Origin of the sequence: Streptacidiphilus pinicola, assembly GCF_003258295.1 — a bacterium.
GTDB classification, from domain to species: Bacteria; Actinomycetota; Actinomycetes; order Streptomycetales; family Streptomycetaceae; genus Streptacidiphilus; species Streptacidiphilus pinicola.
The window spans coordinates 1-24,997 of the sequence record NZ_QKYN01000057.1; the positions used below are offsets into that span (position 1 = coordinate 1).

Genomic DNA, 24,997 nt, shown 5'->3' on the forward strand with positions numbered 1-24,997 from the left:
GTTGTTGATCAACAACCGGCCGTTTCGATCGCACAGGGGGGTCCCCTTGAGGGGCAGTGGAGTTCTCCGGCGTCTCGCCGGAACAGTCGTAGCCGCGACCGTCGCGGCCACGGGCCTCGTTGCGGCCGCCGCACCGGGCGCCGTCGCGGCAGGCCAGGGCGCACCGTCGGTGTGGGGGGTCCCCGGCGGCGCCGCGCTCGGCGGGCCGGGCAGCCAGGCCCAGCTCTGGCCGCAGTTCAGGACCGGCGCCGGCGTCGCGTTCGACGTGAAGACCGACGTCACCATCGACGCGCGCGGCCTGGCCAAGGTCGCCCGGGTGGACTTCCCGTCCGGCTGCACCGTCCACGGCCTCGTCGCGACCTGCGCCGACGACCTGCGGGCCGACGGGGGACCGAGCGGCCTGGTCTCCCTGAACAGCTGGCTGCACGTGCGGGCGCTGCCCGGGGTGAAGGCCGGCGAGCACGGCGGCTACACGCTGAAGGCCTCGTCCCCGCTCTGGCGCGGTCCCGCGGTGCTGGCCGGGCGGGTGGAGATCGGCGCCCCGGACCTGAAGCCGGCCCCGCTCGTCGGCCACCAGGGCCTCCGGGTCGGCCAGACCGTCGCGGAGCCCGTCTCCTTCACCAACCGCGGTGACCGGCCCTCGGCCGGCGTCCAGGTCTTCCTGCAGACCTCGCCCGGCCTGACCTTCGCCCGCGAGTACCGCAACTGCGACTACCACGAGGCCAAGGGCTTCGACTTCAGCTGGGCGCTGTGCCACTTCCCCGGCGCGCGGATCACCCCGGGCGAGACCGCGGCGCTGACCGCCCCGGCCACCGTCAAGGTCGGCGCGGCGGCGCTGGACACCGGTCTCCAGGTCGTCACCATGCCCGCGGGTGACCCGAACTTCTGGACCATGACGTACGACCACCGGGGCACCGGCCCTGCCCTCGGCCTCCGGGTCGTCCACCGCGGCCGTCCCACCGCCGTCCCGGCGAGCGACATGGGCCTGCCCGGCGCCACCACGTTCAACAGCAGCGTCGCGCTCCTCGCGGCCCGCAACACCGCGGACCTCCAGGTCTGGGGCAGCACGTCCTTCTTCCAGAAGCAGGGCGCGGTGGTCCCGGTCTCCTTCGGCCTGCTCGACCGCGGCCCCGGCGGCCTGTGGAACACCCCGCTCCAGCTCCGCTTCACGGCTCCGCCCGGCACCACCGTGGTGACCGCCGACGGCTCCTGCCACCTGGAGAACCCCTCCGTCCCCGGCACCTACCTCTGCGACGACGCGGCCCTCGCCTTCGGCCCGCAGGCCCGCGCGACCTGGAACTTCCAGCTCCGCGTCGACCAGGTCGTCCAGAACGCCAAGGGCCGGGTGGAACTCACCCGCCACTTCCCCTTCGACCCGAACCCGGCGAACGACAGCTCCTGGGTGACCGTCAACTAGCCCCTGGCGCCGCTTGCGTGAAGGGGCGGTCCATCGGGCCGCCCTTTTGCGCTTTCCACCGGCGGCAGCCGGAGGCACGAATCGGGTAAGAATCGGGCGCCTGTTTGGGGCCGCCTGTCCGCCGGTGGCCCTTTGGCGCCCTTGGTGCAGCCCTAACCTCCGATCTGTGGGGCTCCTGTGACGAACGCCGGGAGCCCGTCGACTCAGGGGGTCTTTTGAACCGAACCGTCATCCGCCGCGCCACCGCCCTCGGGACGGCTGCCGCGGCGCTCACCTTCGGCCTCGGCGCGGGGGTCGCCGACGCCACCACGCCTGTGAAGCCTGTCGTCACGCTGGCGCCGATCGACGCCGTGGCGCTCGCGCCCGCCCCGGCGACGGTCGAACCGTCGCTCATGTGGAGGGTGAACGCCAAGCACGTCCAGGCCACGGACGTCACCGTCACGGTGAACGCCACCGGCCTGGCCAGGATCGCGGCCGTGGCCTTCCAGCCCGGCTGCACGGTGGTCCGCAAGGACGTCGCGACGTGCCCCGACGCCTTCGTAGGGAACTCGCCCACCACGCCGCAGACGTGGGGCACCAGCTACTTCACGCTCACCGCCCTGCGCGGCGCGAAGCCGGGCGCGACGGGCAGCTACACGATCAGCGGCTCGTCCTCCCAGGTGGTCATCAAGGGCGGGACCGGCCAGGTCAGCGTCGGCGGCCCCGAGTACACGTTGAGCGGCCTCTCCGACCACAAGAACTGGGCGCTGGGCAGCATCGTCTCCGAGCCGCTCGCCTTCACCAACACCGGTGACCGTCCCTCGGCCGGTACCGCCGTGTGGTTCACGGCCACGCCGGGCCTGCGCTTCGTCGACCACTACAGCAACTGCGAGTACCGGTCCTTCGTTCACGCGGGTCACGTCTACCAGGACGCCGCACTCTGCCGCTTCCCGAGCGCGCTGCGGATCGGCGAGAAGGTCGCACTCGCCCGCCCGATGCGGTTCCAGTACACCCACGAGGCGCTGCGCGAGTACACGGAGACCGGCGCCTGGCCACTCGGCAACCCGCGGACCGCGGGGACCCTCCAGCCGTGGAAGGGCCACGTCTGGCAGCGCGGCACCGGCCCGGTCCTGGGTCTGAAGGTCGTCGCCGTCGGGCGTGCGAGCGGCGTCCCGGCGGGCAGCGTCCCGGTCCAGTTGGGCACGGAGCAGCACAGCGAGGACATCGTCTCGCTGTCCGCGCGCAACACCGACGACTTCGGCGTCACCGGCTCGTCCGCCACCGCGGCTGCCGGCAAGACGGTGACCATGGACTTCACCCTGGTCAGCCACGGCCCCGGCACGCTGTACGACATCTCCGGCGGCGAGGGCATCCCAGGTGTCGAGGTCACGCCCCCGCCGGGGACGACCATCGTCGGCTCCTCGGCTCGGTGCCAGCCGTCCGTCTCGTTCGACCCCGGCGTCGCCGCCCACGGCCCCTACAACTGCTCGCCCGACCTGCTGATCTGGGCCGGGACGGTCTACCGCTTGAGTCTCACGCTGCGCGTCGACCAGGTGGTCCCGCACGCCACCGGCAAGGTGCGGATCGTCTGGGGCCCGGTGCCCGGTTGGCGTCAGCCCTACGACCCGAACCCCGCCGACGACTCGGCGCTGCTCCAGCTGAACTGATCCCATGGGGGAGAACATGAGACGAGTACCCGCCAGACCCAAGGCTGCCCTCGCGGCAGCCGTCATCGCCACCGCCGGTGCGTTGGGCCTCGGCGTCGTCGCCCCGGCCGCCGCCGTGGCGGCCACGCAGCCGACGATCACCCTCGATCCGGTCGCGCCGCTCGCACTGGAGCTGACCGGGGCGCAGAGCCCGCAGCTCGACTGGACGTTCCACCGCAACCTCGGCTTCCGCGCCGTCGACATCAAGGTCGACGCCCGCGGGCTGGCCAAGGTCGGCAAGATCGCCTTCTCGGGCGAGTGCACGGCGCACGGCCTGGTCGCGGACTGCTCCGAGAACTGGCCGGTTGACGGCACCGGCATGGGCGGGAGCGCACCGTTCACCGTGACCCCGTTCAAGGGCGTCAAGCTGGGCACCACCGGCGGCTTCACCGTGAGCGGCAGTGCGCCGGGCCTGACCGTCAGGGGAGGCTCCGGCGTCGTCACGGTCGGCGGCCCCGCGTACGACCTGGCCCCGTTGGCCCGGTTCAGGAACCAGAAGGTCGGCGCGGTGGTCAGCCAGCCGATCACCTTCGACAACGCCGGAAACCGCCCGGCCAACGGTTCCGACGTGGCCCTGGTGCTCTCGCCGGGGCTGCGCTTCACCCAGCACTACGGCAACTGCCGCTACCGGTCCGACGTCCAGGGCGGAGTCCGGGTCGAGGACGCGGCCGTGTGCCACTTCCGCGACTGGATGCGGATCGGCGAGAAGGTCGCCTTCGCCCAGCCGGTGCGCACCCAGGTGACGCCCCGGGCGCTGTGGACCTACATGGACGTCATGGCCGCCCCCGCGGGCAGCCCCTCCCTGGCGTGGGCGACCTCGTCCCAGCCCAGCAGCCGGTGGACGCAGGGCCGCGGCCCGGCGCTCGGCCTGAAGCGTCTCGTCGCCGGCAAGCCGTCGGCGGTCCCGGCCGGAACGGCCCAGCTGCAGCGCGGGGACCAGGGGTACGGCATCGAGTGGGTCAGCGCCCACAACTGGGCGGACTACGGCGTCACCGGCAGCAGTGCCAAGGCGCCCGCCGGACACGACGTCACCATGAGCTTCTCGGTGACCAACCACGGCCCGGCGGTGCTCTACGACCGCAGTGGCGGCGAGGCCACCCCGTTCGTGAAGCTCACCGCCCCGGCGGGGACGACCGTCGTCGGCAGCCCCGAGTGCGGGAACCAGCCGCAGAACGGCGTCTGGTACTGCTCGGCCGGGATGAAGGCGATCCTGTCCTTCCCGGGCGACACCTACCACTTCACCATCACGTTCCACGTGGTCACGGTGGTGCCGCACGCGCGCGGTGAGGTGCAGCTGGTCTGGGGCGGTGGCCCGACGCCCAGCACGAACCTGCCGTTCGATCCCAACCCGAAGAACAACACGGCCGGGCTGATCCTCAACTGATCCCTCCGCCGGGACCGTGCCCCGCCACCCGTGAGAGGTTTAACGAGTGGCGGGGCACGCCCGTGCGGTCGATACCCTGGTGGGGTGAGCGATCAGCAGACCCCCGCAGCCCCGGCCGCAGCAGGCGCCGACGACCTTCCCGAGCAGATGCGCGTGCGGCGCGAGAAGCTGGAGCGGCTCAAGGCCGCCGGCGTCGACCCGTACCCCGTGGGGTTCCCGCGGACCATGACGCTGGCCGAGCTGCGGGCGGCGTACCCCGGGCTGGAGCCGGACACCGCGACCGGTGAGCGCGCCGGGGTGACCGGGCGCGTGATGCTGAGCCGGACCGGCGGCAAGCTCTGCTTCGCGACGCTGCGCGACGGCACCGGCGACCTGCAGGTGATGCTCTCGCTCGACAAGCTCGGCGAGGAGCGCCTCGCGCAGTGGAAGTCGGACATCGACCTCGGCGACCACGTGGGCGTCGAGGGCGAGGTGATCACCTCTCGTCGCGGCGAGCTGTCGATCATGGTCGACCGCTGGGAGCTCACCTCCAAGTGCCTGCGCCCGCTGCCGGAGAAGCACAAGGGTCTGGCCGACCCGGAGGCCCGCGTGCGCCAGCGCTACGTGGACCTGATCGTGAACCCCGAGGCCCGCGAGATGATGCAGCTGCGCGTCCGGGTGCTGCGCTCGCTGCGCGACACCTTCGAGCGCCGCGGCTTCCTCGAGGTCGAGACGCCGATGCTGCAGCCGATCCACGGCGGCGCCAACGCGCGTCCGTTCACCACGCACATCAACGCGTACGACATGACGCTGTACCTGCGCATCGCCACCGAGCTCTACCTCAAGCGGCTCATGGTCGGCGGTGTGGAGAAGGTCTTCGAGATCAACCGGAACTTCCGCAACGAGGGCGCCGACGCGACCCACAACCCGGAGTTCACCGCGATCGAGTCCTACGAGGCCTACGGTGACTACGACACCCAGGCCGAGCTGACCCGCGACCTGATCCTCAACGCGGCCAAGGACGCGCTCGGCACGACCGTGATCAAGGGCGTGGACCAGCACGGCGAGGAGGTCGAGATCGACCTGGCCGAGCCGTGGGAGGAGGTCAGCGTCTACCCGGGCATCAGCGCCCACCTCGGCGTCGAGGTGACCCCGGAGACCTCCGTGGACGAGCTGCGCAAGCTCGCCGACGAGCACGGCGTGCCCTACGAGAAGAAGTGGGGCCACGGCCAGCTGATCCTGGAGTTCGTCGAGCGCCTGCTGGAGCACAACGCGGTCCGGCCGACCTTCATCCGGGACTACCCGACCGAGGTCTCCCCGCTGACCCGCAAGCACCGCTCCGTCGACGGCGTGGCCGAGAAGTGGGACCTGGTGATCTTCGGCAAGGAGATCGCCACCGCCTACTCCGAGCTGATCGACCCGGTCGACCAGCGTGAGCGGCTGACCCAGCAGTCCCTGCTGGCGGCCGGCGGCGACGTCGAGGCGATGCAGGTGGACGAGGACTTCCTGCGGGCCCTGGAGTACGGCATGCCGCCCACCGGCGGCATGGGCCTGGGCGTGGACCGACTGGTCATGCTGCTGACCAACAAGTCGATCCGGGAGACCCTCCTCTTCCCGCTCGTGAAGCCCGAGTAGAGTCGAGCCCATGCAGTACATCGAGGCTCTGACTCCGCCGGTGGTGATGGCGATCGCCTTCGGCTTCATGATCCGCACGCTCTTCCGCAACCAGGGCGGTGCGAACGCGTCCAAGGAGGACGTGGTGGCCGAGGCGATCATGGCCTCCCAGGAGTAGTCACGCGCGGCGGGGGGTGCGGGGTGAAAACCCCGTACCCCCCGCCGTTGTGGCCTGGCACTGTGGATTAATTCGGGCAAAAGTGATATTTGCCTTGTCATGGTGCGCCCACTCGGTGAACTCGAGAACGACGTCATGACCCGGCTCTGGCAGTGGAACCGGCTCGTCACCGTTCGCGAGGTTCTGGAGGATCTTCAGCGGGAACGTGAGATCGCATACACCACGGTGATGACCGTGATGGACAAGCTGTTCCAGAAGGGGTGGTTGCGCCGGGAACAGGAAGGCCGCGCCTATCGATATGCGCCGGTCTCCACCCGCGAGGCGTATACCGCGGCCCTGATGAACGACGCGTGGGAGACGAGCGACAACCCGGCGGCGGCCCTGGTGCACTTCTTCGGCATGATGTCGCCGGAGCAGCAGGAGGCACTCGGCGACGCTCTTCGCATCTTCGCGCCTAGCATCTTCCCCGCCGATATCGTTGCGCAGGACGAAGGCCGGGCAGGGTAGCGTCGGCGCATGCAGGTCACCATCCGCCGTGCGCGGACCGCCGATGTGTCTTCCATCCGACGCCTGGTGGACGGGTACGCCCGCGAACGGATCCTGCTGAACAAGCCGACGGTCACGCTCTTCGAGTCGCTCCAGGAGTTCTGGGTCGCCGAACGCGACGACAACGCGGAGGTTGTCGCCTGCGGCGCGCTGCACGTCATGTGGGAGGACCTGGCCGAGGTCCGCACGCTGGCCGTGGACCCTTCCTGCCGCGGCACCGGCATCGGCCACCTGCTGCTGCGGAAGCTGGTGGACACCGCCCGTTGGATCGGCGTGCGTCGTATTTTCTGCCTGACGTTCGAAGTCGAGTTCTTCACCAAACACGGCTTCCAGGAGATCGCCTCGACTCCGGTGGACGCCGGCGTGTACGAGGAGCTGTTGCGCAGCTACGACGAAGGTGTCGCGGAGTTCCTGGATCTGGAACGCGTCAAGCCGAACACCCTCGGCAACACCCGGATGCTCCTGCATCTGTGAGAGCCCATCCATGAGATGAGTTCTCGGAGGCCGGTTGAATTTTTCGCGGAAAGACGGTTTGCTTTCCTACGAGTAATCCAGGCATTTGAGGAAAGGGACACCCGTGGCGCAGAAGGTCCAGGTCCTTCTTGTCGACGATCTCGAAGGCGGCGAGGCGGACGAGACAGTGACGTTCGCTCTCGACGGGGTTGCCTACGAGATCGACCTTACCCATGCGAATGCAGGCAAGCTGCGTGAGCTGCTGACCCCCTACACGGACAAGGGCCGCAAGCAGAGCGGCCGTTCCGCCGGTGGCCGTGGCCGTGGCCGCGCCGTCGCGGCCCGTCCGGTCGGCGGCAACCCGGACACCGCCAAGATGCGGGCCTGGGCCAAGGAGCAGGGCTACGAGGTCAACGAGCGCGGCCGCGTGCCGAGCAACATCCGTGAGGCGTACGAGAAGGCCCACGGCTGAGCCGTCGCTTCGATCTGCACGCGGGCGCACGCGTCCGCGCAGGTGTCGAGCAGACGGGCCAGCGGTTCCGGGCCGGGTGAGGGGCCAGGGCGCAGCAGGCGCCCGGTGCCCCCGCCGGCCCGTCCGCGCAGGACCGGGGCCAGATGGCCCCAGCCGAGCCAGAGGAGCAGCCCCGGCAGCTCCTCGGCGGCCCCTGGCGTCAGTGCCAGCAGCAGGCGGTCGCCCCGCGTCCAGACGGAGCCGGGCTCCCGGTCGCGCAGGTCCATCCGGGCCAGTGCGAGCAGGCCACCGGCGAGTGGCATGTCGAGCAGGTCGCAGTTTCCCGGCAGGGGACAGATTCCCGGCAGGGTAAAGGCGGCCTGCTCTGCCGCACCCTCAATCGCCTCGGCCCGCACATCCCGGACAACCGGGAAGGGGCCGTTCCGGTTACGCTCGAAGTAATTCCTCGACGGGCGAACACCGGCCGGAGTCACCCAGGGCCGGACGGGGTACGCCAGAGGGTATGAATGCCCAAGTGGGAAGCCGGGAGCGGCCACGCCGCGGCGTGTCGGCGGGTGCGAACGGGGTGCGTTCGCCGTCGGCGTAGCGATTCCAGGTGGATCTGCCTGGCCTGCGGGAACACCATCCCGCAGCATTCGGTTGAGTCATTGTCGGCCGTCGCACGGTCCCCCACCAGCGGGTGTCGACGGTTGGAGTGAGGAGCTGTTCCGGCCTCCGGGACTAGCATGCGGTAGGACAGGGAGGGGATTTTCCCTCACTGCCCCGACCGCTCTGAGGAGCGATTAACGATGTTCGAGAGGTTCACCGACCGCGCGCGGCGGGTTGTCGTCCTGGCTCAGGAAGAAGCCCGGATGCTCAACCACAACTACATCGGCACCGAGCACATCCTCCTGGGCCTGATCCACGAGGGTGAGGGTGTCGCCGCTAAGGCCCTGGAGAGCCTCGGGATCTCGCTCGAGGCGGTTCGCCAGCAGGTCGAGGAGATCATCGGCCAGGGCCAGCAGGCCCCGTCCGGTCACATCCCCTTCACCCCCCGGGCGAAGAAGGTCCTGGAGCTGTCGCTCCGTGAGGCACTTCAGCTGGGCCACAACTACATCGGCACGGAGCACATCCTGCTCGGCCTGATTCGCGAGGGCGAGGGCGTCGCCGCCCAGGTCCTGGTGAAGCTGGGCGCCGACCTCAACCGGGTGCGTCAGCAGGTCATCCAGCTGCTCTCCGGCTACCAGACCGGCGCCGGCGGCAAGGAGTCCGCCACGGCCGGTGGTCCGGCCGAGGGCACCCCGTCGACCTCGCTGGTCCTCGACCAGTTCGGCCGCAACCTGACGCAGGCCGCCCGTGAGGCCAAGCTCGACCCGGTCATCGGGCGCGAGAAGGAGATCGAGCGGGTCATGCAGGTGCTGTCCCGCCGCACCAAGAACAACCCGGTCCTCATCGGCGAGCCCGGCGTCGGCAAGACGGCGGTCGTCGAGGGCCTGGCCCAGGCCATCGTCAAGGGCGAGGTGCCCGAGACGATCAAGGACAAGCAGCTCTACACGCTGGACCTCGGCGCCCTGGTCGCCGGCTCCCGCTACCGCGGTGACTTCGAGGAGCGCCTGAAGAAGGTCCTCAAGGAGATCCGCACCCGCGGCGACATCATCCTGTTCATCGACGAGATCCACACCCTGGTCGGTGCGGGTGCCGCCGAGGGCGCGATCGACGCCGCCTCGATCCTCAAGCCGATGCTGGCCCGAGGCGAGCTGCAGACCATCGGCGCCACCACGCTGGACGAGTACCGCAAGCACCTGGAGAAGGACGCGGCCCTGGAGCGCCGCTTCCAGCCGATCCAGGTCGCCGAGCCGTCGCTCGCCCACACCATCGAGATCCTCAAGGGCCTGCGCGACCGCTACGAGGCGCACCACCGCGTCTCCATCACGGACGCCGCCCTGGTCGCCGCCGCCACCCTGGCCGACCGCTACATCTCGGACCGCTTCCTGCCGGACAAGGCGATCGACCTGATCGACGAGGCCGGCTCCCGGATGCGCATCCGCCGGATGACGGCTCCGCCGGACCTCCGCGAGTTCGACGAGAAGATCGCGGACGTGCGGCGCGAGAAGGAGTCCGCGATCGACGCGCAGGACTTCGAGAAGGCCGCGTCCCTGCGCGACAACGAGAAGCAGCTCCTGACGGCCAAGGCCAAGCGCGAGAAGGAGTGGAAGGCCGGCGACATGGACGTCGTGGCCGAGGTCGATGAGGAGCTCATCGCCGAGGTCCTGGCGACCGCCACCGGCATCCCGGTCTTCAAGCTGACCGAGGAGGAGTCCTCGCGTCTGCTGCGCATGGAGGACGAGCTGCACAAGCGCGTCATCGGCCAGAAGGACGCGATCAAGGCCCTGTCCCAGGCGATCCGCCGCACCCGCGCGGGCCTCAAGGACCCGAAGCGTCCCGGTGGCTCCTTCATCTTCGCCGGCCCGTCCGGTGTCGGTAAGACGGAGCTGTCCAAGACGCTCGCCGAGTTCCTCTTCGGCGACGAGGACGCGCTGATCCAGCTCGACATGTCCGAGTTCAGCGAGAAGCACACCGTCTCGCGGCTGTTCGGCTCCCCGCCCGGCTACGTCGGGTACGAGGAGGGCGGCCAGCTGACGGAGAAGGTGCGCCGCAAGCCGTTCTCGGTCGTCCTCTTCGACGAGGTCGAGAAGGCCCACCCGGACATCTTCAACTCGCTGCTGCAGATCCTGGAGGACGGTCGCCTGACCGACTCCCAGGGCCGGGTCGTGGACTTCAAGAACACGGTCATCATCATGACCACCAACCTCGGCACCCGGGACATCTCCAAGGGCTTCAACCTGGGCTTCGCCGCCCAGGGCGACATCCAGACCGGGTACGACCGGATGAAGGCCAAGGTCGGCGAGGAGCTCAAGCAGCACTTCCGCCCCGAGTTCCTCAACCGTGTCGACGACATCGTGGTCTTCCACCAGCTCGGCGAGGACGAGATCATCCAGATCGTCGACCTGATGGCCGCCAAGGTGGACGAGCGCCTCAAGGACCGCGACATGGGCCTCGAGCTCCGTCCGGCCGCCAAGGCGCTGCTCGCCAAGCGCGGGTACGACCCGCTGCTGGGCGCGCGTCCGCTGCGTCGCACGATCCAGCGCGAGATCGAGGACACGCTGTCGGAGAAGATCCTCTTCGGCGAGCTGCGCTCCGGCCACATCGTCGTCGTGGACGTCGAGGGCGAGGGCAAGGAAGCCAAGTTCACCTTCCACGGCGCGGACAAGGCCCCTGTGGCCGACGCCCCGCCGGTCGCCGCCGCGGGCGGTCCGACGGACCTCAGCGCGTAACGGCCGACGCCTGAAAGGGCCCGGCTCCCGAGAGGGAGCCGGGCCCTTCGTCGTCCCCGTCATCCCTCCTGGACGCGGTACCAGGGGAGCTGGGTCGCCCAGCGGACCGGCGGGGTGGTGGCGGGCTCGGTGCCGTCCGGCTGCGTGCCGTCCACGGCGACGAGCAGTCCGGGCGGCAGGACGCCGGTGGGGAGCTCGCTGCCCTCCACGTCGTAGAGCCAGAGCGAGGTGAGCCCGGGGAAGACCCGGGTGATCTCCGGCAGGAACCTGAGCCTTTCCGGGTTCCGTATCCGCAGGGCGGTGACCGCGGGCAGCGGGTCCACGCCGAGCAGGGCGCCGAGGTCGAGGGAGTCCAGGTCGAGCGCGCTGATCCGTCCGTGCTCGCGGAGCAGCGGCCAGCAGGCGGGCAGCAGGTCGTCGGCCATGGCACGCAGCGAGGTCAGCGCCGGGGCCTCGAGGATCTCGGCCAGTACGTCGGGCGGGAACTGGTCCGTCGCCGAGGTGTCCGCCACGCTCAGGTGGCCCAGGCGCGGCATCTGCCCGAGGGTCCGCTGGGAGGTGGCACCCGGGCAGCCCAGCAGGATGACCCGCTTGATCCGGGTCCCGGCCAGCGGGGCCAGGTCGAGGGGGCCGGAGCAGTTGATCACCATCAGCTGTTCCAGCGCCGGGGCGTCCCGCAGGAACGAGAGGTCGATCGCTCGCGGGTTCTCGTGCAGTCGCCACTCGACCAGCGGGCCCAACGGCAGCATCTCGACGACGTCCTGCGGCAGGTCCCCGGAGAACTCCACCCGGCGCACGTCCGTCAGGTGAGCGGCGACGAACTCCGCCTCCGCCCGGCTGGTGACCATGAGCCGCAGGTCGTCGCTGCGGTCCAGCCGCGCGATCACCTCCCGGCCGTACATCGCGGTGTCGAAGTTCCGCCAGGAGTAGGCGAGCTGGGCACGGACGTCCAGGTACGGGTGGTCGGCGTAGGCGGCCAGCAGCGGCAGCGCGCGCTCGTTGAAGATGTTGCCGGCGCAGACGACGACGGCGTGCGCCGTCTCGTCGTCCAGGTCCTCCGGGTCGGGCAGCAGCTCCAGGACGACGGGCCCGGCCGAGGCCAGCTCCCGGGCGGCCGCCACGTCGGCCGGCGGCACCAGGGCCGTGGCCGCCGCCGTGACGGCGTCCCGCACGGTCGGATCGAGCTCGACGGCCATGTCCAGGCAGGCGGCCGCCAGCAGTCGCAGGCGGTGCGCGTGCGGGGGCTCGGCCTCGGCGCGCGCCAGGATGCGGGTGAGCAGCTCCGCGCGCTCCCGGCGGCGGGCGTGGCCGACGGCGAGCCGGATCACGTCCTCCCACTGGTCCTCGTGGGCGTGCTCGACCAGCAGCGGGATGTCGCCCTCCTCGATCGCGGCCTGCGCGCCGAGGTAGTCCTGGAAGGTGCGGTGCACGAAGTCGACCGTGCCGGGCGTGGGTTCGCGCAGCAGGCCGCTGCGGACCATGAGGTGCCGCAGCACCCGCTCCGCGTCGCCCTGGATCTGCGGCATCTGCGGCAGGGCGTGCTCGATCCGGGCCAGCGCCTGGGACTCGGACAGTTCCGACTGCCCGTTGCGGATCAGCCAGTAGGCGAGCTTCTGCAGCAGCGCCTGCTGCTGTGCCTCGCTGAGCGCCAGGCCCTCCGAGGCCGGGTCCACGCCGCGCTCCTCGTCGCGGCGGACCAGCAGCATCTCCAGCGCCGCGTCGTACAGGGCCATCCGGCCGTGCGGCAGGTGGCCCTGTCGATCGGCGTTGAGGGCGCAGATCAGCGAGCACATCAGCGGGTTGGTGGCGAGCCTTCCCAGGTCCTGCTTGCGCCGCACGGCGTCGGTCAGCATCGCCCGCCACCGGGCGAGCCGCTCGCGCTGTTCCTCGTCCCCGTCGGCCCCGGCGGCCGCGGCCGCGTGCCAGCGGTCGATGAACGCCGTCACGTCGGAGCGGCTCATCGGCAGCAGGTCCAGCTCCGCGAAGCCCAGACCGCCCAGCCAGCCCTCACCGACGGCGGACGGACGGGTCGTCACCACGCAGCGCACGTCCGGGTAGGCGGCGAGCAGCCCGCTCAGCCACTCCCGTACCCGGCGGCGCTCGCTCGCCGGGGCCTCGTCGATCCCGTCGACCAGCAGCAGCACCCGGCCTTCGGCCATCCGCGCGCTGACCCACCCCTCCGACCCGGGGAACCCGGCCAGCGGGTTTCCCGAGGCCTTCAGGAACTCCTCCGGCCCCGGCAGCGCCTGCCCGCTGCGGGCGAGCGCGCGCAGGCGCAGCAGGATCGGCGTGCAGCCCTTGAACTGGGCCAGCTGGTCCGGGAGTTCGTCCCGCGCGGAGAGCGTGGTCAGCCACTGCAGCAGCGTCGTCTTGCCGGATCCCGCGTTCCCGCGCAGCAGGATCCGCTGCTGCTGCGCGAGCGCGTCCTCCACCCGCCGCGACGCGGGCGCGGCCTCGTCGTCCCCGGCATCGCGCCGCGGCCGCTCGTGGTTGCCCAACTCCAGGCTGAGGTAGGCGATGTCGAGCCGCCAGTCGCCGTCACCGCGCCCGGAGCGGGTGACCCCGTAGATCTTGACCTTGTCCCACTCGCGCGCGAGGTACGCGCGCAGGCGCTCCTCGAAGGTGTCGGCGGGCGGATCCAGGGTGGTCCGTAGGTATCCGACGTTGCCCTGGTCGAAGAGCTCGCAGACCGCCTCGTCCCGCACGAACTCCTGGCCGAGCGTCAACTCCAGGCGCGCCTCGCCCCACCGGGCAGGCACCGAACGGACCAATCCCACCAGGGAGTTGTTGACGAAGACCGGCGCGCCCGACATGCCCGCCCAGGGCGAGCCTCCCCCAGACTCCGTCAGGGGGTGCCCCCACCCTGGGCCGCCGTCCGGCGCCCGGTGGTCGCTGTCCAGCACTGGACGCCCGCTCAGCAGCCCGCTGGCGGGCTTGAGGGTGCCGACGATCTGCTCGCTGTCCAGCCGCTGGTCCGCCGACCGCTGCACCTGCGGGAAGCCCACGGCCGTCGCCCCGCGCAGCGCTCCCAGGTCGGCCAGGAACCCCCACGACAGCCGCTCGAAGTTGCGGAACACCTCGGCCGGCAGCAGGTCCGTCTCCGCCACCAGCAGCGCCGCGTCACACCGCTCGTCCAGCCGCCGCCACACCACCCGGCAGCTCTTCGGCCCCCCGAAGCCGGGTATCGCCACCCGGGCCGTCGTCTCCTCCCCGACGACGTGCGCGGCGGTGAGCACCATCCAGGGGCTGAGCAGATAGCCGCTGCCCTGGCCGCGACCGAGGACAGCGGCGATCCGTTCGCGCTGCGGATGCGTCACGATGCTCAGAATCCTTCGAGATTGGCCTCGGGCCCGGTGTGGCCGACCTCGACCCGGCGGCCGTCGCCGCGCTGCTTCGGGCTGAGGGTGACGCTGACGCGCTGGGTCTGGGCGACGGACTGGGCGGACTCGTAGCCGGCCGTCAGCACCCAGGCCTTCACGCCGCCCTTGAGCGTCCGGTCGTGCGTCAGTTGGACGGCGAACTCCAGCTGGATGTCGCCGACTTCGAAGGCAAGCTCGGAGCCGGCGCCGCGCTCGGCGGCGGCGACGAGCTGGGCGCGGATCGCCTCGATGGCGTCGGCGAGCTCGATGCGGTGGTCGTCCATACCGACATGATCCCTGAAGTCCGATCCGGCGAACGCGCTTTCGGCTGTTGCGAAGCGGTGACAGGACTGGGATCGAGGGCGAACGACGATACGTGAAGATTCTGTTGTCGCCAGGAGGGCGGCATTCGACTTGTGTGCATGTGGGGGTTGTTTCATGTCCGTTCGCCGTAAGGTCCTGGCCGGGGCCGCTGTTGTCGCCGCCGCTTCCGCCGCCGTCGCGCTGCCGGGGGCGGCCCAGGCCGCGCAGCCCCAGCAGGCGGCCGCCGCGAAGAGCCCGTTGGTGCTGACGCTGGGGCGGATCCAGTCCGGTCCGCTGATGCCGGGTGGGCGAGCCAAGGTGTTCGACTTCTCCGTCACCAACACCTCCGGCAAGGCGGTCCCGTTCATCACCGAGCTCGGCGGCGGCGCGCACGGCGCGCTCGGGATCGACGGCTCCGACGTGAAGCTGAACGTGACGCCCGTCCACGCCCCGGCGACGACGGTCGAGTTCGGCGGCGAGGACGGCGGCCTGCTCGGCTTCCTCTACCCGAAGCACGGCCAGGTCAACGGCCCCTTCACGGTGCCCGCCCACGCCACCTACACCTGGAAGGTCAGCCTGGCCGCGACCAAGGCCTGGCCGGTCAACGACGACCGCCTCGACTTCGGCTTCAACGTCGGCACCGACAACAGCCGTCAGTGGGCCAGCCGGGAGCTGAACCTCAAGGTCGGCACGGCGCGCACCGGCGGCCCCATCGTGCAGTCGCTGACCGGCGGCAGCGTGGTGGCCCCCGGCAAGCCGCTGGTCCTGCGGTACACGCTGACCAACCGGACCGGCGCGGCGGTCACGGAGAAGCTCCAGCCGTGGGTGATGGAGCAGCTGACCGCCCCCGGGCAGCTGGACGCGACGCTCGCCTACGACCTGTGGCAGAACGGCCGCTGGGTGCCGGTCGGCACCGACGGCGCCGGGCTGCCTGTCCTCCCGGCGCACTGGGCGAACGGCGCGACGGTGAGCTACACGTTCCGGGTGCGGGTGGCGCACTGGGACGCCGGTGCCCCGGCGTCCCAGAAGGTGATCGTCTCCGCCGCCTACGACCCGTTCGTGGCCTCCGCCGACCGGATCGTCACGGTCACCCACTGAGCAGCTCTTCGCCGCCGGGTCAGGCCTCCGCGCCCTGGGTGATCGCCTCGTCGACCTCCAGGGCGCGAGCCGCCTCCTCGGCGGCGAAGCGTTCCGCGTCGAGGGCCTCGGCGATCTCCTCGTCCTGCTGCATCAGCGCGTCGAGGTTGGAGTCGCCCATCTCGAAGACGCCCATGTCGAGGTAGGCCTGCTGGAGCTTCGGCCCCCACAGGCCGATGTCCTTGACGCACGGCACGATGCGGGAGAACAGCAGCTTGCGGAAGAACTGCAGGTACTCGCTGTTCTCGCTGATCTCCTCGGCGTCGTGCCGGGGGATGCCGAAGTTCTCCAGCACCTCGACGCCCCGCAGCCGGTCGCGCATCAGGTAGCAGCCCTCGATGACGAACTCCTCGCGCTCGGCGCGCTCCGCCTCCGACAGCTGGGCGTAGTAGTCGCGCAACGCCATCCGGCCGAAGGCGACATGGCGGGCCTCGTCCTGCATGACGTAGGCGAGCAGCTGCTTGGGCAGCGGCTTGGTGGTGGTGTCGCGCAGCATGCCGAAGGCGGCCAGGGCCAGGCCCTCGATCAGCACCTGCATGCCGAGGTAGGGCATGTCCCAGCGGGAGTCGCGCAGGGTGTCGCCGAGAAGCGACTGCAGGTTGTCGTTGATCGGGTAGAGCATCCCGATCTTCTCGTGCAGGAAGCGCGAGTACAGCTCGACGTGGCGGGCCTCGTCCATGGTCTGGGTGGCCGAGTAGAACTTGGCGTCCATGTCCGGCACCGACTCCACGATGCGGGCGGCGCAGACCATCGCGCCCTGCTCACCGTGGAGGAACTGGCTGAACTGCCAGGAGGCGTAGTGCCGGCGCAGGTCGGCGCGGTTGGCCTCGCTCATCTTGTCCCAGTAGGGCGTGCCGTAGAGCGTCATCGCCTCGTCCGGGACGCCGAGCGGGTCGTACGGGTCGACCTCCAGGGACCAGTCGATGCGCTTGACCTGGTCCCACTGCTTGTCCTTGCCCTTCTGGTACAGGTTGAGCAGCCGCTCACGGCCCTCGTCGTACTCCCAGTTGAACCGGGCGGAACCTGAGGCTTGGACGGTCCACTGGCCGTCCTGCTCCGGGGGCTTGGTGGTGTACAGGTCGTACGTCGACATTGACTCGCTCCTTGGACGCCGAAAGGGCTCAGAGCGAGCGTCACATGGCAATACCAACCGGACAAGGGCGGCCAGGGACAGGGACTGGGCACCCTGCTCGGTCGGTTCGTTGTGGCACTCGGGTATTGACTCAGTGTCAATACGGGGGTACCGGGTACCGGCTACGCCCCGGCGGTGGCCTTGCCGATCCGCTCGGCGACGTCGAGCCCGATCCGCAGCGCGGTCTCGCGGCGGGTGACCTCGTCGGGGAGCCCGGGCAGGTCGCTCACGCACTCCTCGCGGTCGTGCGCGTCGGCGACGAAGGCGGCGACGTTGATCGTCATCAGCGCGACGGTGGCGCGGACCCGGTCCTCGAACGAGGGGTTCGGCCCCTGCATCAGCCGGGTCAGCATCATGATCCGCTCCTTGAAGGCGTTGCCCGCCTCCAGCTCGCGGATGGCCGGCTGGTTCTCGTGGAAGAACCGCAGGATCGGCTGCCGGTCGGCCATGCCCTCGGCGAAGCGGCGCAGGATCTCGTCCCGGACCTCAGGGCTGTACTCCTGCTGCTGGCCCCAGGCGATGGTCTGCTCGATCGGCTCGGAGATCCGCGCGACGATGCCCGCGAGGATGTCCTCCTTGGTGCGGAAGTGGTAGTACAGCGCGGCCTTGGTGACCCCGAGCCGGTCGGCGATCTCGCGGAGCGAGGTCTTCTCGTAGCCGTGCTCCACGAAGAGCTCCAGAGCCACGTCGAGAATGCGCTCCCGGGTGTCGCCCCGGGGGGTCTGGGTGGTCATCGCTGTCTACTCGCTCCGCTGGATCGCCTGTGTCTCCGTACGCAGGACTAGCACGAGCTTAGCGTGCTCGCTTCAGCGCTACTAGCCGGTCGGCAAGTAGGTTTTCGTTGACTGCCTCACCCCGGCAGTCGGTAGACGCCCGCCGCGACGGGCTCCACCAGACCGTCCGTGACCAGACCGTCCAGTGCCCGCGCCCGTTGCACGCCGTCCGCCCACACCGCGTCCAGCTGCGCCTGGGTCACCGGACCCGGCGCGTCACGCAGCACCGCCAGCAGTTTTCCACGCACCTGGCGGTCGGTGCCCTCGTAGCTCTGCCCGCGCCGGGCCGGCCCCTCCCACGGCGGCGAGCCCGCCTGCCGCCAGGCGCAGCCGCCCGCTATCGGGCAGCGGACGCAGTCGGGTGTGCGGGCCGTGCAGACCAGCGCGCCCAGCTCCATCACGGCCACGGCCCAGGTCGCGGCGGTCTCCGGATCGTCCGGCAGCAGGGTCGCCGCGGTGCGGCGCTCGGCGGCGGTGGTGGCGTTCGCCGGGTACTCCTGCCCGGTGACGGCCCGGGCGAAGACCCGCCGCACGTTCGTGTCGAGCACGGCATGGCGTTGACGGAACGCGAAGGAGGCGACGGCGGCCGCGGTGTACTCGCCCACGCCCGGCAGCGCGAGCAGTTGCGCGTGGTCGCGCGGAACCTCACCAGCGTGCTGCTCCGTGATCGCCGTCGCGGCGGCGTGCAGGCGCAGCGCCCGCCTCGGGTACCCGAGCCGCCCCCACGCACGCACGGCTTCTCCCGCGGGCTCCTTGGCCAACGCCTCCGGCGTCGGCCAACGGCGCAGCCACTCCTCGTAGACGGGCAGCACGCGCTTGACGGGGGTCTGCTGCAGCATGAACTCGCTGACCATCACCGCCCACGCCGAGGCGTCCCCCGCCCGCCAGGGCAGCGACCGCGCGGACGCGGAGTACCAGGCGAGGACGGGGCGGTGGAGTGCGGCAACGGTATCCATGGCGAATCTGATTTTAGGGGGACGTTGCACTCTCCAGGGGCGCGAGGCTCTGCCGATGTGCGGGCTCCGCCGCGTGGGCGCGACAACCCCCCGGCCGAAGGCTGGGGAGGTTGCTCGCGCAGAGCCTCGCGCGGCTAAAGGCGCAGCTGCAGCGTCTGGGTCAGCCAGTTGCGGTGGGTCGGCTCCTGGAACGGGGTTCCGCTCAGCGGCAAGCGCAGCGTGAAGCGGGTGCCGTGGGGGCCCGGGGGGTCGGAGACGGTGACCGTGCCGCCGTGGAGGGCGGTCTGCTGGGCGACGAGGGTGAGGCCGAGGCCCGAGCCGGGGCTGTCCGCGCCGCGGACGAAGCGCTCGAAGACCTCCGCGCGCCGGTCCGGCGCGATGCCGGGGCCCTGGTCGTCGACCGTCAGTACCGCCTCCGGGCCTGCGGCCCGCAGGCTCACGGTGATCCGGGCCGGCAGGCCGGGCTGACGCCCGTGCACCGCCGCGTTGGTCAGCAGGTTGGTCACCAGGATTTTCAGGCCCGGCTCCCACGCCCGGACCCGGACGCCGTAGCCGCCCGCGAAGGTCAGCGAGGCCTCGGGGCGGGCGCGGCCCACTGTCGCCACGCAGGAGTCGACCAGCTCGCCGAGATCGAGCTCGGTGAACGCGTCCGCCTCCACCAGGTCGCCCCGGGCCAGCGTGCGCAGCGCGGTGAGCAGCTCCAGCAGACGCGCGTGCTCCACGCGCAGATCGGTGACGACCTCCGCCCGCTCCCCGACCGGCAGGTCGGGATGCGCGGCCAGCACGTCGAGGTTGGTCTGCATGGACATCAGTGGCGTGCGCAGCTCGTGCGACGCCGCGGAGGCGAACGCGCGGGCGGTCTCCAGCGCCTCGCCGGTGCGCGCCGCCTGCTCGTCGTAGCGGGCCAGCACGGTGCTGAGCGCGGTCGCGAGCTCGTCGACCTCGGTGACGCCGGAGGGGGCGCGGCGGAAGGCGGCCGCGCCCTCGTGCGGGTCGAGCGCGGACGCCTGCGTGGCGAGGCTGCCCAGCGAGCGGGTCGCGCGGCGGGCCAGCGCCAGCGTCAGCAAACCGGCGAGCGGCACCGCGGCCAGCGCCGCGAACAGCACGTTGGTACGGACCGTCGCGACCTGGGTGCTCACCGAGGAGTCGGGGGAGAAGACCCAGAGGGTGCCGTCGGGGCGGGTGAGGGCGACGCCGAGCGCCCGGTAGCCGGGCAGGCTGACCGGCTTGCCGGTGGGCGGCGGCAGCTGGACCGCCTGGCCCGGCCGCGGGCCGCCCTCCACGGCCACGTTCCCCTGCGGGTCGAGCACCAGCACGCCCGCGTCGAGCGCGGCGGAGAGCACCTGATGCCCGCGCTGCTTCTCGACGCCCGGCCGCCCGTTGAGCTCGGCGGTGAGCGCGTTGCGGACGTCGGGCTGCACCGCGAGGGCGAGCGTGCGCAGTCGCGTGGTCTGCTGCTGGCGCAGGTCGTGGTCGACCAGGCCGAGCAGCAGCGCGCCGAGCGCCAGCACCACCAGCGGGACGGTCAGGGCGACCCACAGGGCCAGCCGCGTCGACAGTTTCATGCGCTCGCCCTCATCTGTCCGCTCCGGTCTCGCGCAGCACGAACCCGACGCCGCGCACGGTGTGCAGCAGCCGGGACCGGCCGCCCTCCTCCAGCTTGCGCCGCAGATAGCTGACGAAGGTGTCCACGGCGTCGGTGCGTACGTCGAAGTCGTAGCCCCAGACGCGGTCCAGCAACTGGTCGCGGGTGAGCACGATGCCGGGGTTGCGGACGAACTGCTCCAGCAGCTCGAACTCGCGACGGGTCAGCCGCAGCTCGGCGCCGTCGCGGTAGGCCTGGCGGGTGGTGGGGTTGACCACCAGCGAGCCGGCCTGCAGCACCTCCGTCGGGGCGGGGGCCGGGCGGCGGCGCAGCAGCGCGTGCAGCCGCAGCACCAGCTCCTCCAGCGCGAAGGGCTTGATCAGGTAGTCGTCGGCGCCGGCCTGCAGCCCGGCGACCCGGTCGGCCAACTCGTCCAGCGCGGAGAGCATCAGGATCGGCGTCTCGTCGCCGCCCGCCCGGATCCGGCGGCAGACCTCGATCCCGGACAGGCCCGGCATCGACACGTCCAGCACCAGCACGTCGGGCGCGGCGGTGGCCGCCAGGTCCAGCGCGGCGGCGCCGTCCGCCGCGACGAGCACGGTGAAGCCGCTCAGCCGCAGGCCTCGTTCGAGCGAGCGGCGGATCGCCGCGTCGTCGTCGACGACCAGTACGCGTCCCGACATGACGCCTCCACGTCCTCTCCCCGCCTATCGGAGATCGAGCCAAAGCCAGCCGGGCGGCCCAGTGCTGACCACCAGTCGGCCGAACAGGACGATGATGTGAAAGAAGAAGCAGCAGGTACGGTGGTGTTGCACTGAGGAGGGCTGGAACTCTCGTAAGGTTTGCTCGTGCCTTCCTTGCGCAATCCTGTCGGACCACTGCCGGCGTCAATCTACTGGCGGCGGCGCATCGTCGTGCTCGCGGCCCTCGCGGTGGTGGTCGTCGTGGTCGGCGTGCTCGCCTCCGGCGGGGGCGGATCGGGACGGCAGACGACGGCGGGCAGCGGCGGCACGCCCGCCAGCTCGCTCACTCCCGGACCGACGCACGGCGGCTCCAACGACGGCACGGCGGGCGGCAGCGGCGGCACGGCCTCGCCCAGTACCGGGGCCACCTCCTCCGGCAGCCCTACCAGCGCCCCGAGCGGCGCCCCGATCGTGACGGGCCCCAGTGGCGGTACGAGCGGCGGCGGCACGGGCGGTGGCGCGGGCGGCAGCGGCTCGGGTGGCAGCGGGTCCGCCTCGGGCGGCGGGAGCGGCTCGGGCGGTGGCTCGACGCTGGCGCCGAACCAGCCGGGCACCAAGAGCCTGCCCACCTGCGCGGCCACCGACCTCGACCTCTCCCTCACCAGCACCGCGCAGACCTACCGGCCCTCGCAGTTCCCGGAGTTCCAGCTCGGGATCAGCAACACCGGCGGTTCGGCCTGCAAGGTCGACCTGGGCGCCAAGTCGGCGGTGCTGACCATCACCTCGGACACCGGCGCGACGGTCTGGTCCTCCGGCGACTGCCCGAAGGACACCTCGCCGCAGTGGTACGCCGTCCCGGCGGCCGGAGACGGTCCGCTGACCGCCCTGTTCGGCTGGGGCCGGACCACCTCCAAGCCGGGCTGCACCCCCGGCAGCGGCGGCGGCAGCGCCTCGGCGGGCACCTACGTCGCCCACATCGGCCTCGGCGGCGTCTCGGCGCAGCCGCAGCACTGGTTCAAGCTCGCGCCCTTCGGCAGCTGACCGGTCGTCGTCTCGACCGAGCTCAAGCGCAGCATGCCCCAGCCGGAGGAGCCGCCTGCGGCGAAGGATCAGACGTAGCGCTCGAGGATCGACGACTCGGCCAGGCGGGAGAGGCCCTCGCGGACCGAGCGGGCCCGGGACTCGCCGACGCCCTCGACCGTCTGCAGGTCGTCGATGCTGGCGGCGAGCAGCTTCTGCAGGCCGCCGAAGTGTTCGACCAGGCGCTCGATGACAGTGTTCGGCAGGCGCGGCACCTTGGCCAGCAGGCGGTAACCGCGCGGGCTGACCGCCGAGTCCAGCGCCTCGGGCGTGCCCGGGTAGCCGAGCGCCTTGGCGACCGTCTGGATCTCCAGCAGCTCCGAGTGGGTCAGCGCCTCCAGATCCGTCAGCACGTCCTGGACGGTGCGGCCGCGCTTGGCCGCGCGCTCCGGGAAGTAGTCGCGGGCCACCAGCTCGCGGTCCGGCTCCACGCCCGCGATCAGCTCGTCGAGCTGCAGCGAGAGGAGGCGGCCGTCGGTGCCCAGCTCCACCACGTAGCCCGCGATCTCACTGGCGATCAGGCGGACCATCTCCTGCCGCTGCGCCACGGCCGCGACATCACGGACCGTCACCAGGTCCTCGATCTCCAGCGCGGAGAGCGTGCCGGAGACCTCGTCCAGGCGCAGCTTGTAGCGCTCCAGGGTGGCCAGCGCCTGGTTGGCGCGGGAGAGGATCGCGGCGGAGTCCTCGATGACGCGGCGGGCGCCGTTGACGTAGAGGGCGATCAGCCGCATCGACTGGCTGACCGAGACCACCGGGTAGCCGGTCTGCTTGTTGACCCGCTCGGCGGTGCGGTGCCGGGTGCCGGTCTCCTCCGTCGGGATGTCCGCGTCCGGGACCAGCTGCACGCCCGCGCGCACGATCTTGGTGATGTCCTTGTCCAGCACCACCGCGCCGTCGAGCTTGCACAGCTCGCGCAGGCGGGTCGCGGAGAACTCGACGTCGAGGACGAATCCGCCGGTGCACAGCGCCTCGACCTGCTTGTCGAAGCCCACGACGATCAGGCCGCCGGTCCGGCCGCGCAGCACGCGTTCCAGGCCGTCCCGCAGGGCGGTGCCAGGGGCGATGGCGCTCAGGGAGGCCCGGAGCAGGGCTTCCTCGCGGGAGGAGGAACGATCCGCCCGGTCGTTGGCTGCCACGGCGGCGACTCCTCCGGTGGGGTGCGGTGTGCGCGTACGAGTTTACCGGCGACCGCCTGTAAGTGGGCCCTGATATTACGGAGGTCGGGGAATCGGTGTTATTTCGTCACCTCACTCACACAGGTCACACGGGGCGCTTCGCACACCCACCGCGAGGGCTCCCGGGCCGGCCGGTCACTCCGGTTCGATCTCCTCCCAGCCCGCCATCAGCTCGTCCGCGCTGTCGGGAATGTCGAGGTAGTTCGGCACGGCGCGCTGCCGCTCGTCCGTCAGGTCGACCCGGCCGCGGCGGTTCTCCGCGCCGTCCGTGTCCCGGCCCTGACGCGGGGTGCGCCGGCTGCCGCGCCCCGGACGACCCGGGATCGCCGCCAGCGCGTCGCCGATCGTGGCGACCTCGACCACCCGCATGCCCTTGGGCACTTTGCCCGGCTCGGGCGGCACCAGCGCGTGGGTGAAACCGAGGCGCGCCGCCTCCGCCAGCCGCCGCTCCACGCCCGTCACCCGGCGCACCTCGCCCGCGAGACCGACCTCGCCGATCGCCACCATGCCCTGCGGCAACGGCGTGTCGGCGGCGGAGGAGGCCAGCGCCAGCGCGATCGCCAGATCCGCCGACGGCTCGGAGAGCTTCACCCCGCCCACGGTGGCGGCGTAGATGTCCATCTTGCCGAGCCGGACGCCGCCGTGGCGCTCCAGCATGGCCAGGATCATCGCGATGCGCGGCGAGTCGAGGCCGGAGGTGGCGCGGCGCGGCGAAGGGATCACCGAGTCCACCAGCAGCGCCTGCACCTCGGCGACCAGCGGCCGGCGCCCCTCCAGGGTGACGGTCAGACAGGTGCCGGGCACGGGCTCGGCGCGCTTGGTCAGGAAGAGGCCGGAGGGGTCCGGCAGGCCGACGATGCCGGAGTCGTGCAACTCGAAGCAGCCGACCTCGTCGGTGGCCCCGTAGCGGTTCTTGACGCCGCGGATGAGGCGCAGCCGGGCGTGCCGGTCGCCCTCGAAGGAGAGCACCACGTCGACCAGGTGCTCCAGCAGGCGCGGGCCCGCGATCGCGCCCTCCTTGGTGACGTGGCCGACCAGCAGCGTGGACATGGCCCGCGTCTTGGACTCCCGGATCAGCGCGTTCGCGACCTCCCGGATCTGCGCCGGCCCACCGGGCGCGCCGTCCAGCTCGGCCGAGGCGACGGTCTGCACCGAGTCCAGGATCAGCAGCGCGGGCTGCACCTGCTGGATGTGTCCCAGCACGGCCGCCAGGTCCGTCTCGGCGGCGAGGTAGAGGTGCGGGGAGAGCGCGTCGATCCGGTCCGCGCGCAGCCGCACCTGGGAGGCCGACTCCTCCCCGGTGATGTACAGCGTCCGCTGCTCGGGCCCCGCCGCCTTGGCGGCGACGTCCAGCAGCAGCGTCGACTTGCCGACGCCCGGCTCCCCGGCCAGCAGCACGACCGCGCCCGGCACCAGCCCGCCGCCGAGCACCCGGTCCAGCTCGTCGATGTTGGTCGGCCGGGAGACCGCGACCGTCGCGTCCACCTGCCCGATCGGCCGCGCCGGCGCGGCCGATCGGGCAGGTGGACGCGACGGTCGCGGTCCCCCGGCCGACCAACATCGACGAGCTGGCCCGGGCGCTCGGCGGCGGGCTGGTGCCGGGCGCGGTCGTGCTGCTGGCCGGGGCGCCGGGCGGCGTCAAGTCCAGGCGGCGGCTGGCCGCCGCCGCCCAGGCGGCGCGCCCCGGCGCGCGGACCCCGTACCCCACCCGGCCGGAGCGCGCCCCCCCGTGCCCGCCGCGCCCGGACCCGGGCCCGCCGCCGCTCCCC

Annotated in this window: 21 protein-coding genes and 1 pseudogene; 12 read left to right on the top strand and 10 right to left on the bottom strand. The window is 71.6% G+C overall.

Features of this window, described 5'->3' with window-relative positions:
* Window positions 1-169: 169 nt before the first annotated feature.
* The 8 genes from DN069_RS14710 to DN069_RS14740 all read left to right on the top strand — a co-directional run bounded on the left by DN069_RS14710 (window position 170) and on the right by DN069_RS14740 (window position 7,728).
* The gene (locus tag DN069_RS14710; protein WP_111501426.1) at window positions 170-1,417 is read left to right on the top strand and encodes a hypothetical protein; all 1,248 of its coding nucleotides are present in this window, start codon (window positions 170-172) and stop codon (window positions 1,415-1,417) included.
* 215 nt (window positions 1,418-1,632) lie between these two features.
* Entirely contained in the window at window positions 1,633-3,063 is a 1,431-nt protein-coding gene (locus DN069_RS14715) for a hypothetical protein (protein ID WP_111501427.1), read from the top strand.
* Between the two features lie 16 nt (window positions 3,064-3,079).
* Window positions 3,080-4,486: a hypothetical protein gene (locus DN069_RS14720; protein ID WP_133259928.1), complete on the top strand. Its 1,407-nt coding sequence runs from the start codon at window positions 3,080-3,082 to the stop codon at window positions 4,484-4,486.
* Window positions 4,487-4,570: 84 nt separating this feature from the next.
* Entirely contained in the window at window positions 4,571-6,100 is a 1,530-nt protein-coding gene (lysX, locus tag DN069_RS14725) for a bifunctional lysylphosphatidylglycerol synthetase/lysine--tRNA ligase LysX (RefSeq protein ID WP_111501429.1), read from the top strand.
* Between the two features lie 10 nt (window positions 6,101-6,110).
* Complete coding sequence (locus tag DN069_RS40065) at window positions 6,111-6,257, top strand: hypothetical protein (protein WP_165845504.1); 147 nt, start codon at window positions 6,111-6,113, stop codon at window positions 6,255-6,257.
* Window positions 6,258-6,356: 99 nt separating this feature from the next.
* Window positions 6,357-6,764 carry a BlaI/MecI/CopY family transcriptional regulator gene (locus DN069_RS14730; protein WP_111501430.1) on the top strand — a complete coding sequence of 136 codons (408 nt, stop codon included), beginning with the start codon at window positions 6,357-6,359 and terminating at the stop codon, window positions 6,762-6,764.
* A 9-nt stretch (window positions 6,765-6,773) separates the two neighbouring features.
* Complete coding sequence (locus tag DN069_RS14735) at window positions 6,774-7,277, top strand: amino-acid N-acetyltransferase (RefSeq protein WP_111501431.1); 504 nt, start codon at window positions 6,774-6,776, stop codon at window positions 7,275-7,277.
* A gap of 103 nt (window positions 7,278-7,380) precedes the next feature.
* Window positions 7,381-7,728: a histone-like nucleoid-structuring protein Lsr2 gene (locus DN069_RS14740; protein WP_111501432.1), complete on the top strand. Its 348-nt coding sequence runs from the start codon at window positions 7,381-7,383 to the stop codon at window positions 7,726-7,728.
* Here the strand turns inward: DN069_RS14740 and DN069_RS14745 are convergent.
* Window positions 7,659-8,030 carry a hypothetical protein gene (locus DN069_RS14745; RefSeq protein WP_111501433.1) on the bottom strand — a complete coding sequence of 124 codons (372 nt, stop codon included), beginning with the start codon at window positions 8,028-8,030 and terminating at the stop codon, window positions 7,659-7,661. The genes DN069_RS14740 and DN069_RS14745 overlap by 70 nt on opposite strands.
* Before the next feature lie 486 nt (window positions 8,031-8,516).
* Here DN069_RS14745 and DN069_RS14750 point away from each other — a divergent pair, with 486 nt between their 5' ends.
* Window positions 8,517-11,042, top strand: coding sequence for an ATP-dependent Clp protease ATP-binding subunit (locus DN069_RS14750; protein WP_111501434.1), 2,526 nt, complete (start codon window positions 8,517-8,519; stop codon window positions 11,040-11,042).
* Window positions 11,043-11,101: 59 nt separating this feature from the next.
* Here the strand turns inward: DN069_RS14750 and DN069_RS14755 are convergent, their stop codons facing one another.
* Both DN069_RS14755 and DN069_RS14760 read right to left on the bottom strand, forming a co-directional pair.
* The gene (locus DN069_RS14755) at window positions 11,102-14,359 is read right to left on the bottom strand and encodes a serine protease (RefSeq protein WP_111501435.1); all 3,258 of its coding nucleotides are present in this window, start codon (window positions 14,357-14,359) and stop codon (window positions 11,102-11,104) included.
* Window positions 14,360-14,364: 5 nt separating this feature from the next.
* Window positions 14,365-14,685, bottom strand: a complete 321-nt coding sequence (locus DN069_RS14760; protein ID WP_111501436.1) for a trypco2 family protein — start codon at window positions 14,683-14,685, stop codon at window positions 14,365-14,367.
* Window positions 14,686-14,839: 154 nt separating this feature from the next.
* On the opposite strand from DN069_RS14760, the gene DN069_RS14765 reads away from it, so the two are divergent.
* Window positions 14,840-15,802 carry a hypothetical protein gene (locus DN069_RS14765; protein ID WP_111501437.1) on the top strand — a complete coding sequence of 321 codons (963 nt, stop codon included), beginning with the start codon at window positions 14,840-14,842 and terminating at the stop codon, window positions 15,800-15,802.
* Window positions 15,803-15,821: 19 nt separating this feature from the next.
* Here DN069_RS14765 and DN069_RS14770 read toward each other — a convergent pair whose 3' ends face one another.
* The 5 genes from DN069_RS14770 to DN069_RS14790 all read right to left on the bottom strand — a co-directional run bounded on the left by DN069_RS14770 (window position 15,822) and on the right by DN069_RS14790 (window position 20,970).
* Complete coding sequence (locus tag DN069_RS14770) at window positions 15,822-16,934, bottom strand: ferritin-like domain-containing protein (RefSeq protein WP_111501438.1); 1,113 nt, start codon at window positions 16,932-16,934, stop codon at window positions 15,822-15,824.
* 161 nt (window positions 16,935-17,095) lie between these two features.
* Window positions 17,096-17,707 (bottom strand): TetR/AcrR family transcriptional regulator, encoded by a 612-nt coding sequence (locus DN069_RS14775; protein WP_111501439.1) that lies wholly within the window; start codon window positions 17,705-17,707, stop codon window positions 17,096-17,098.
* A 116-nt stretch (window positions 17,708-17,823) separates the two neighbouring features.
* Window positions 17,824-18,702 (bottom strand): HhH-GPD family protein, encoded by an 879-nt coding sequence (locus DN069_RS14780; RefSeq protein WP_111501440.1) that lies wholly within the window; start codon window positions 18,700-18,702, stop codon window positions 17,824-17,826.
* 134 nt (window positions 18,703-18,836) lie between these two features.
* On the bottom strand, window positions 18,837-20,267 hold the full coding sequence (locus tag DN069_RS14785; protein ID WP_111501441.1) for a sensor histidine kinase: 1,431 nt from the start codon (window positions 20,265-20,267) through the stop codon (window positions 18,837-18,839).
* A gap of 10 nt (window positions 20,268-20,277) precedes the next feature.
* Window positions 20,278-20,970 carry a response regulator transcription factor gene (locus DN069_RS14790; RefSeq protein WP_111501442.1) on the bottom strand — a complete coding sequence of 231 codons (693 nt, stop codon included), beginning with the start codon at window positions 20,968-20,970 and terminating at the stop codon, window positions 20,278-20,280.
* A 174-nt stretch (window positions 20,971-21,144) separates the two neighbouring features.
* On the opposite strand from DN069_RS14790, the gene DN069_RS14795 reads away from it, so the two are divergent.
* Window positions 21,145-22,011 (top strand): hypothetical protein, encoded by an 867-nt coding sequence (locus DN069_RS14795; RefSeq protein ID WP_133259929.1) that lies wholly within the window; start codon window positions 21,145-21,147, stop codon window positions 22,009-22,011.
* Window positions 22,012-22,079: 68 nt separating this feature from the next.
* On the opposite strand, the gene disA is transcribed toward DN069_RS14795, so the two are convergent.
* Window positions 22,080-23,189: a DNA integrity scanning diadenylate cyclase DisA gene (gene disA, locus DN069_RS14800; protein WP_111501444.1), complete on the bottom strand. Its 1,110-nt coding sequence runs from the start codon at window positions 23,187-23,189 to the stop codon at window positions 22,080-22,082.
* A 174-nt stretch (window positions 23,190-23,363) separates the two neighbouring features.
* Complete coding sequence (gene radA, locus DN069_RS14805; RefSeq protein ID WP_111501445.1) at window positions 23,364-24,722, bottom strand: DNA repair protein RadA; 1,359 nt, start codon at window positions 24,720-24,722, stop codon at window positions 23,364-23,366.
* 29 nt (window positions 24,723-24,751) lie between these two features.
* Here radA and DN069_RS14810 point away from each other — a divergent pair.
* Window positions 24,752-24,997: pseudogene (locus DN069_RS14810) on the top strand (DNA repair protein RadA); the annotation flags it as partial.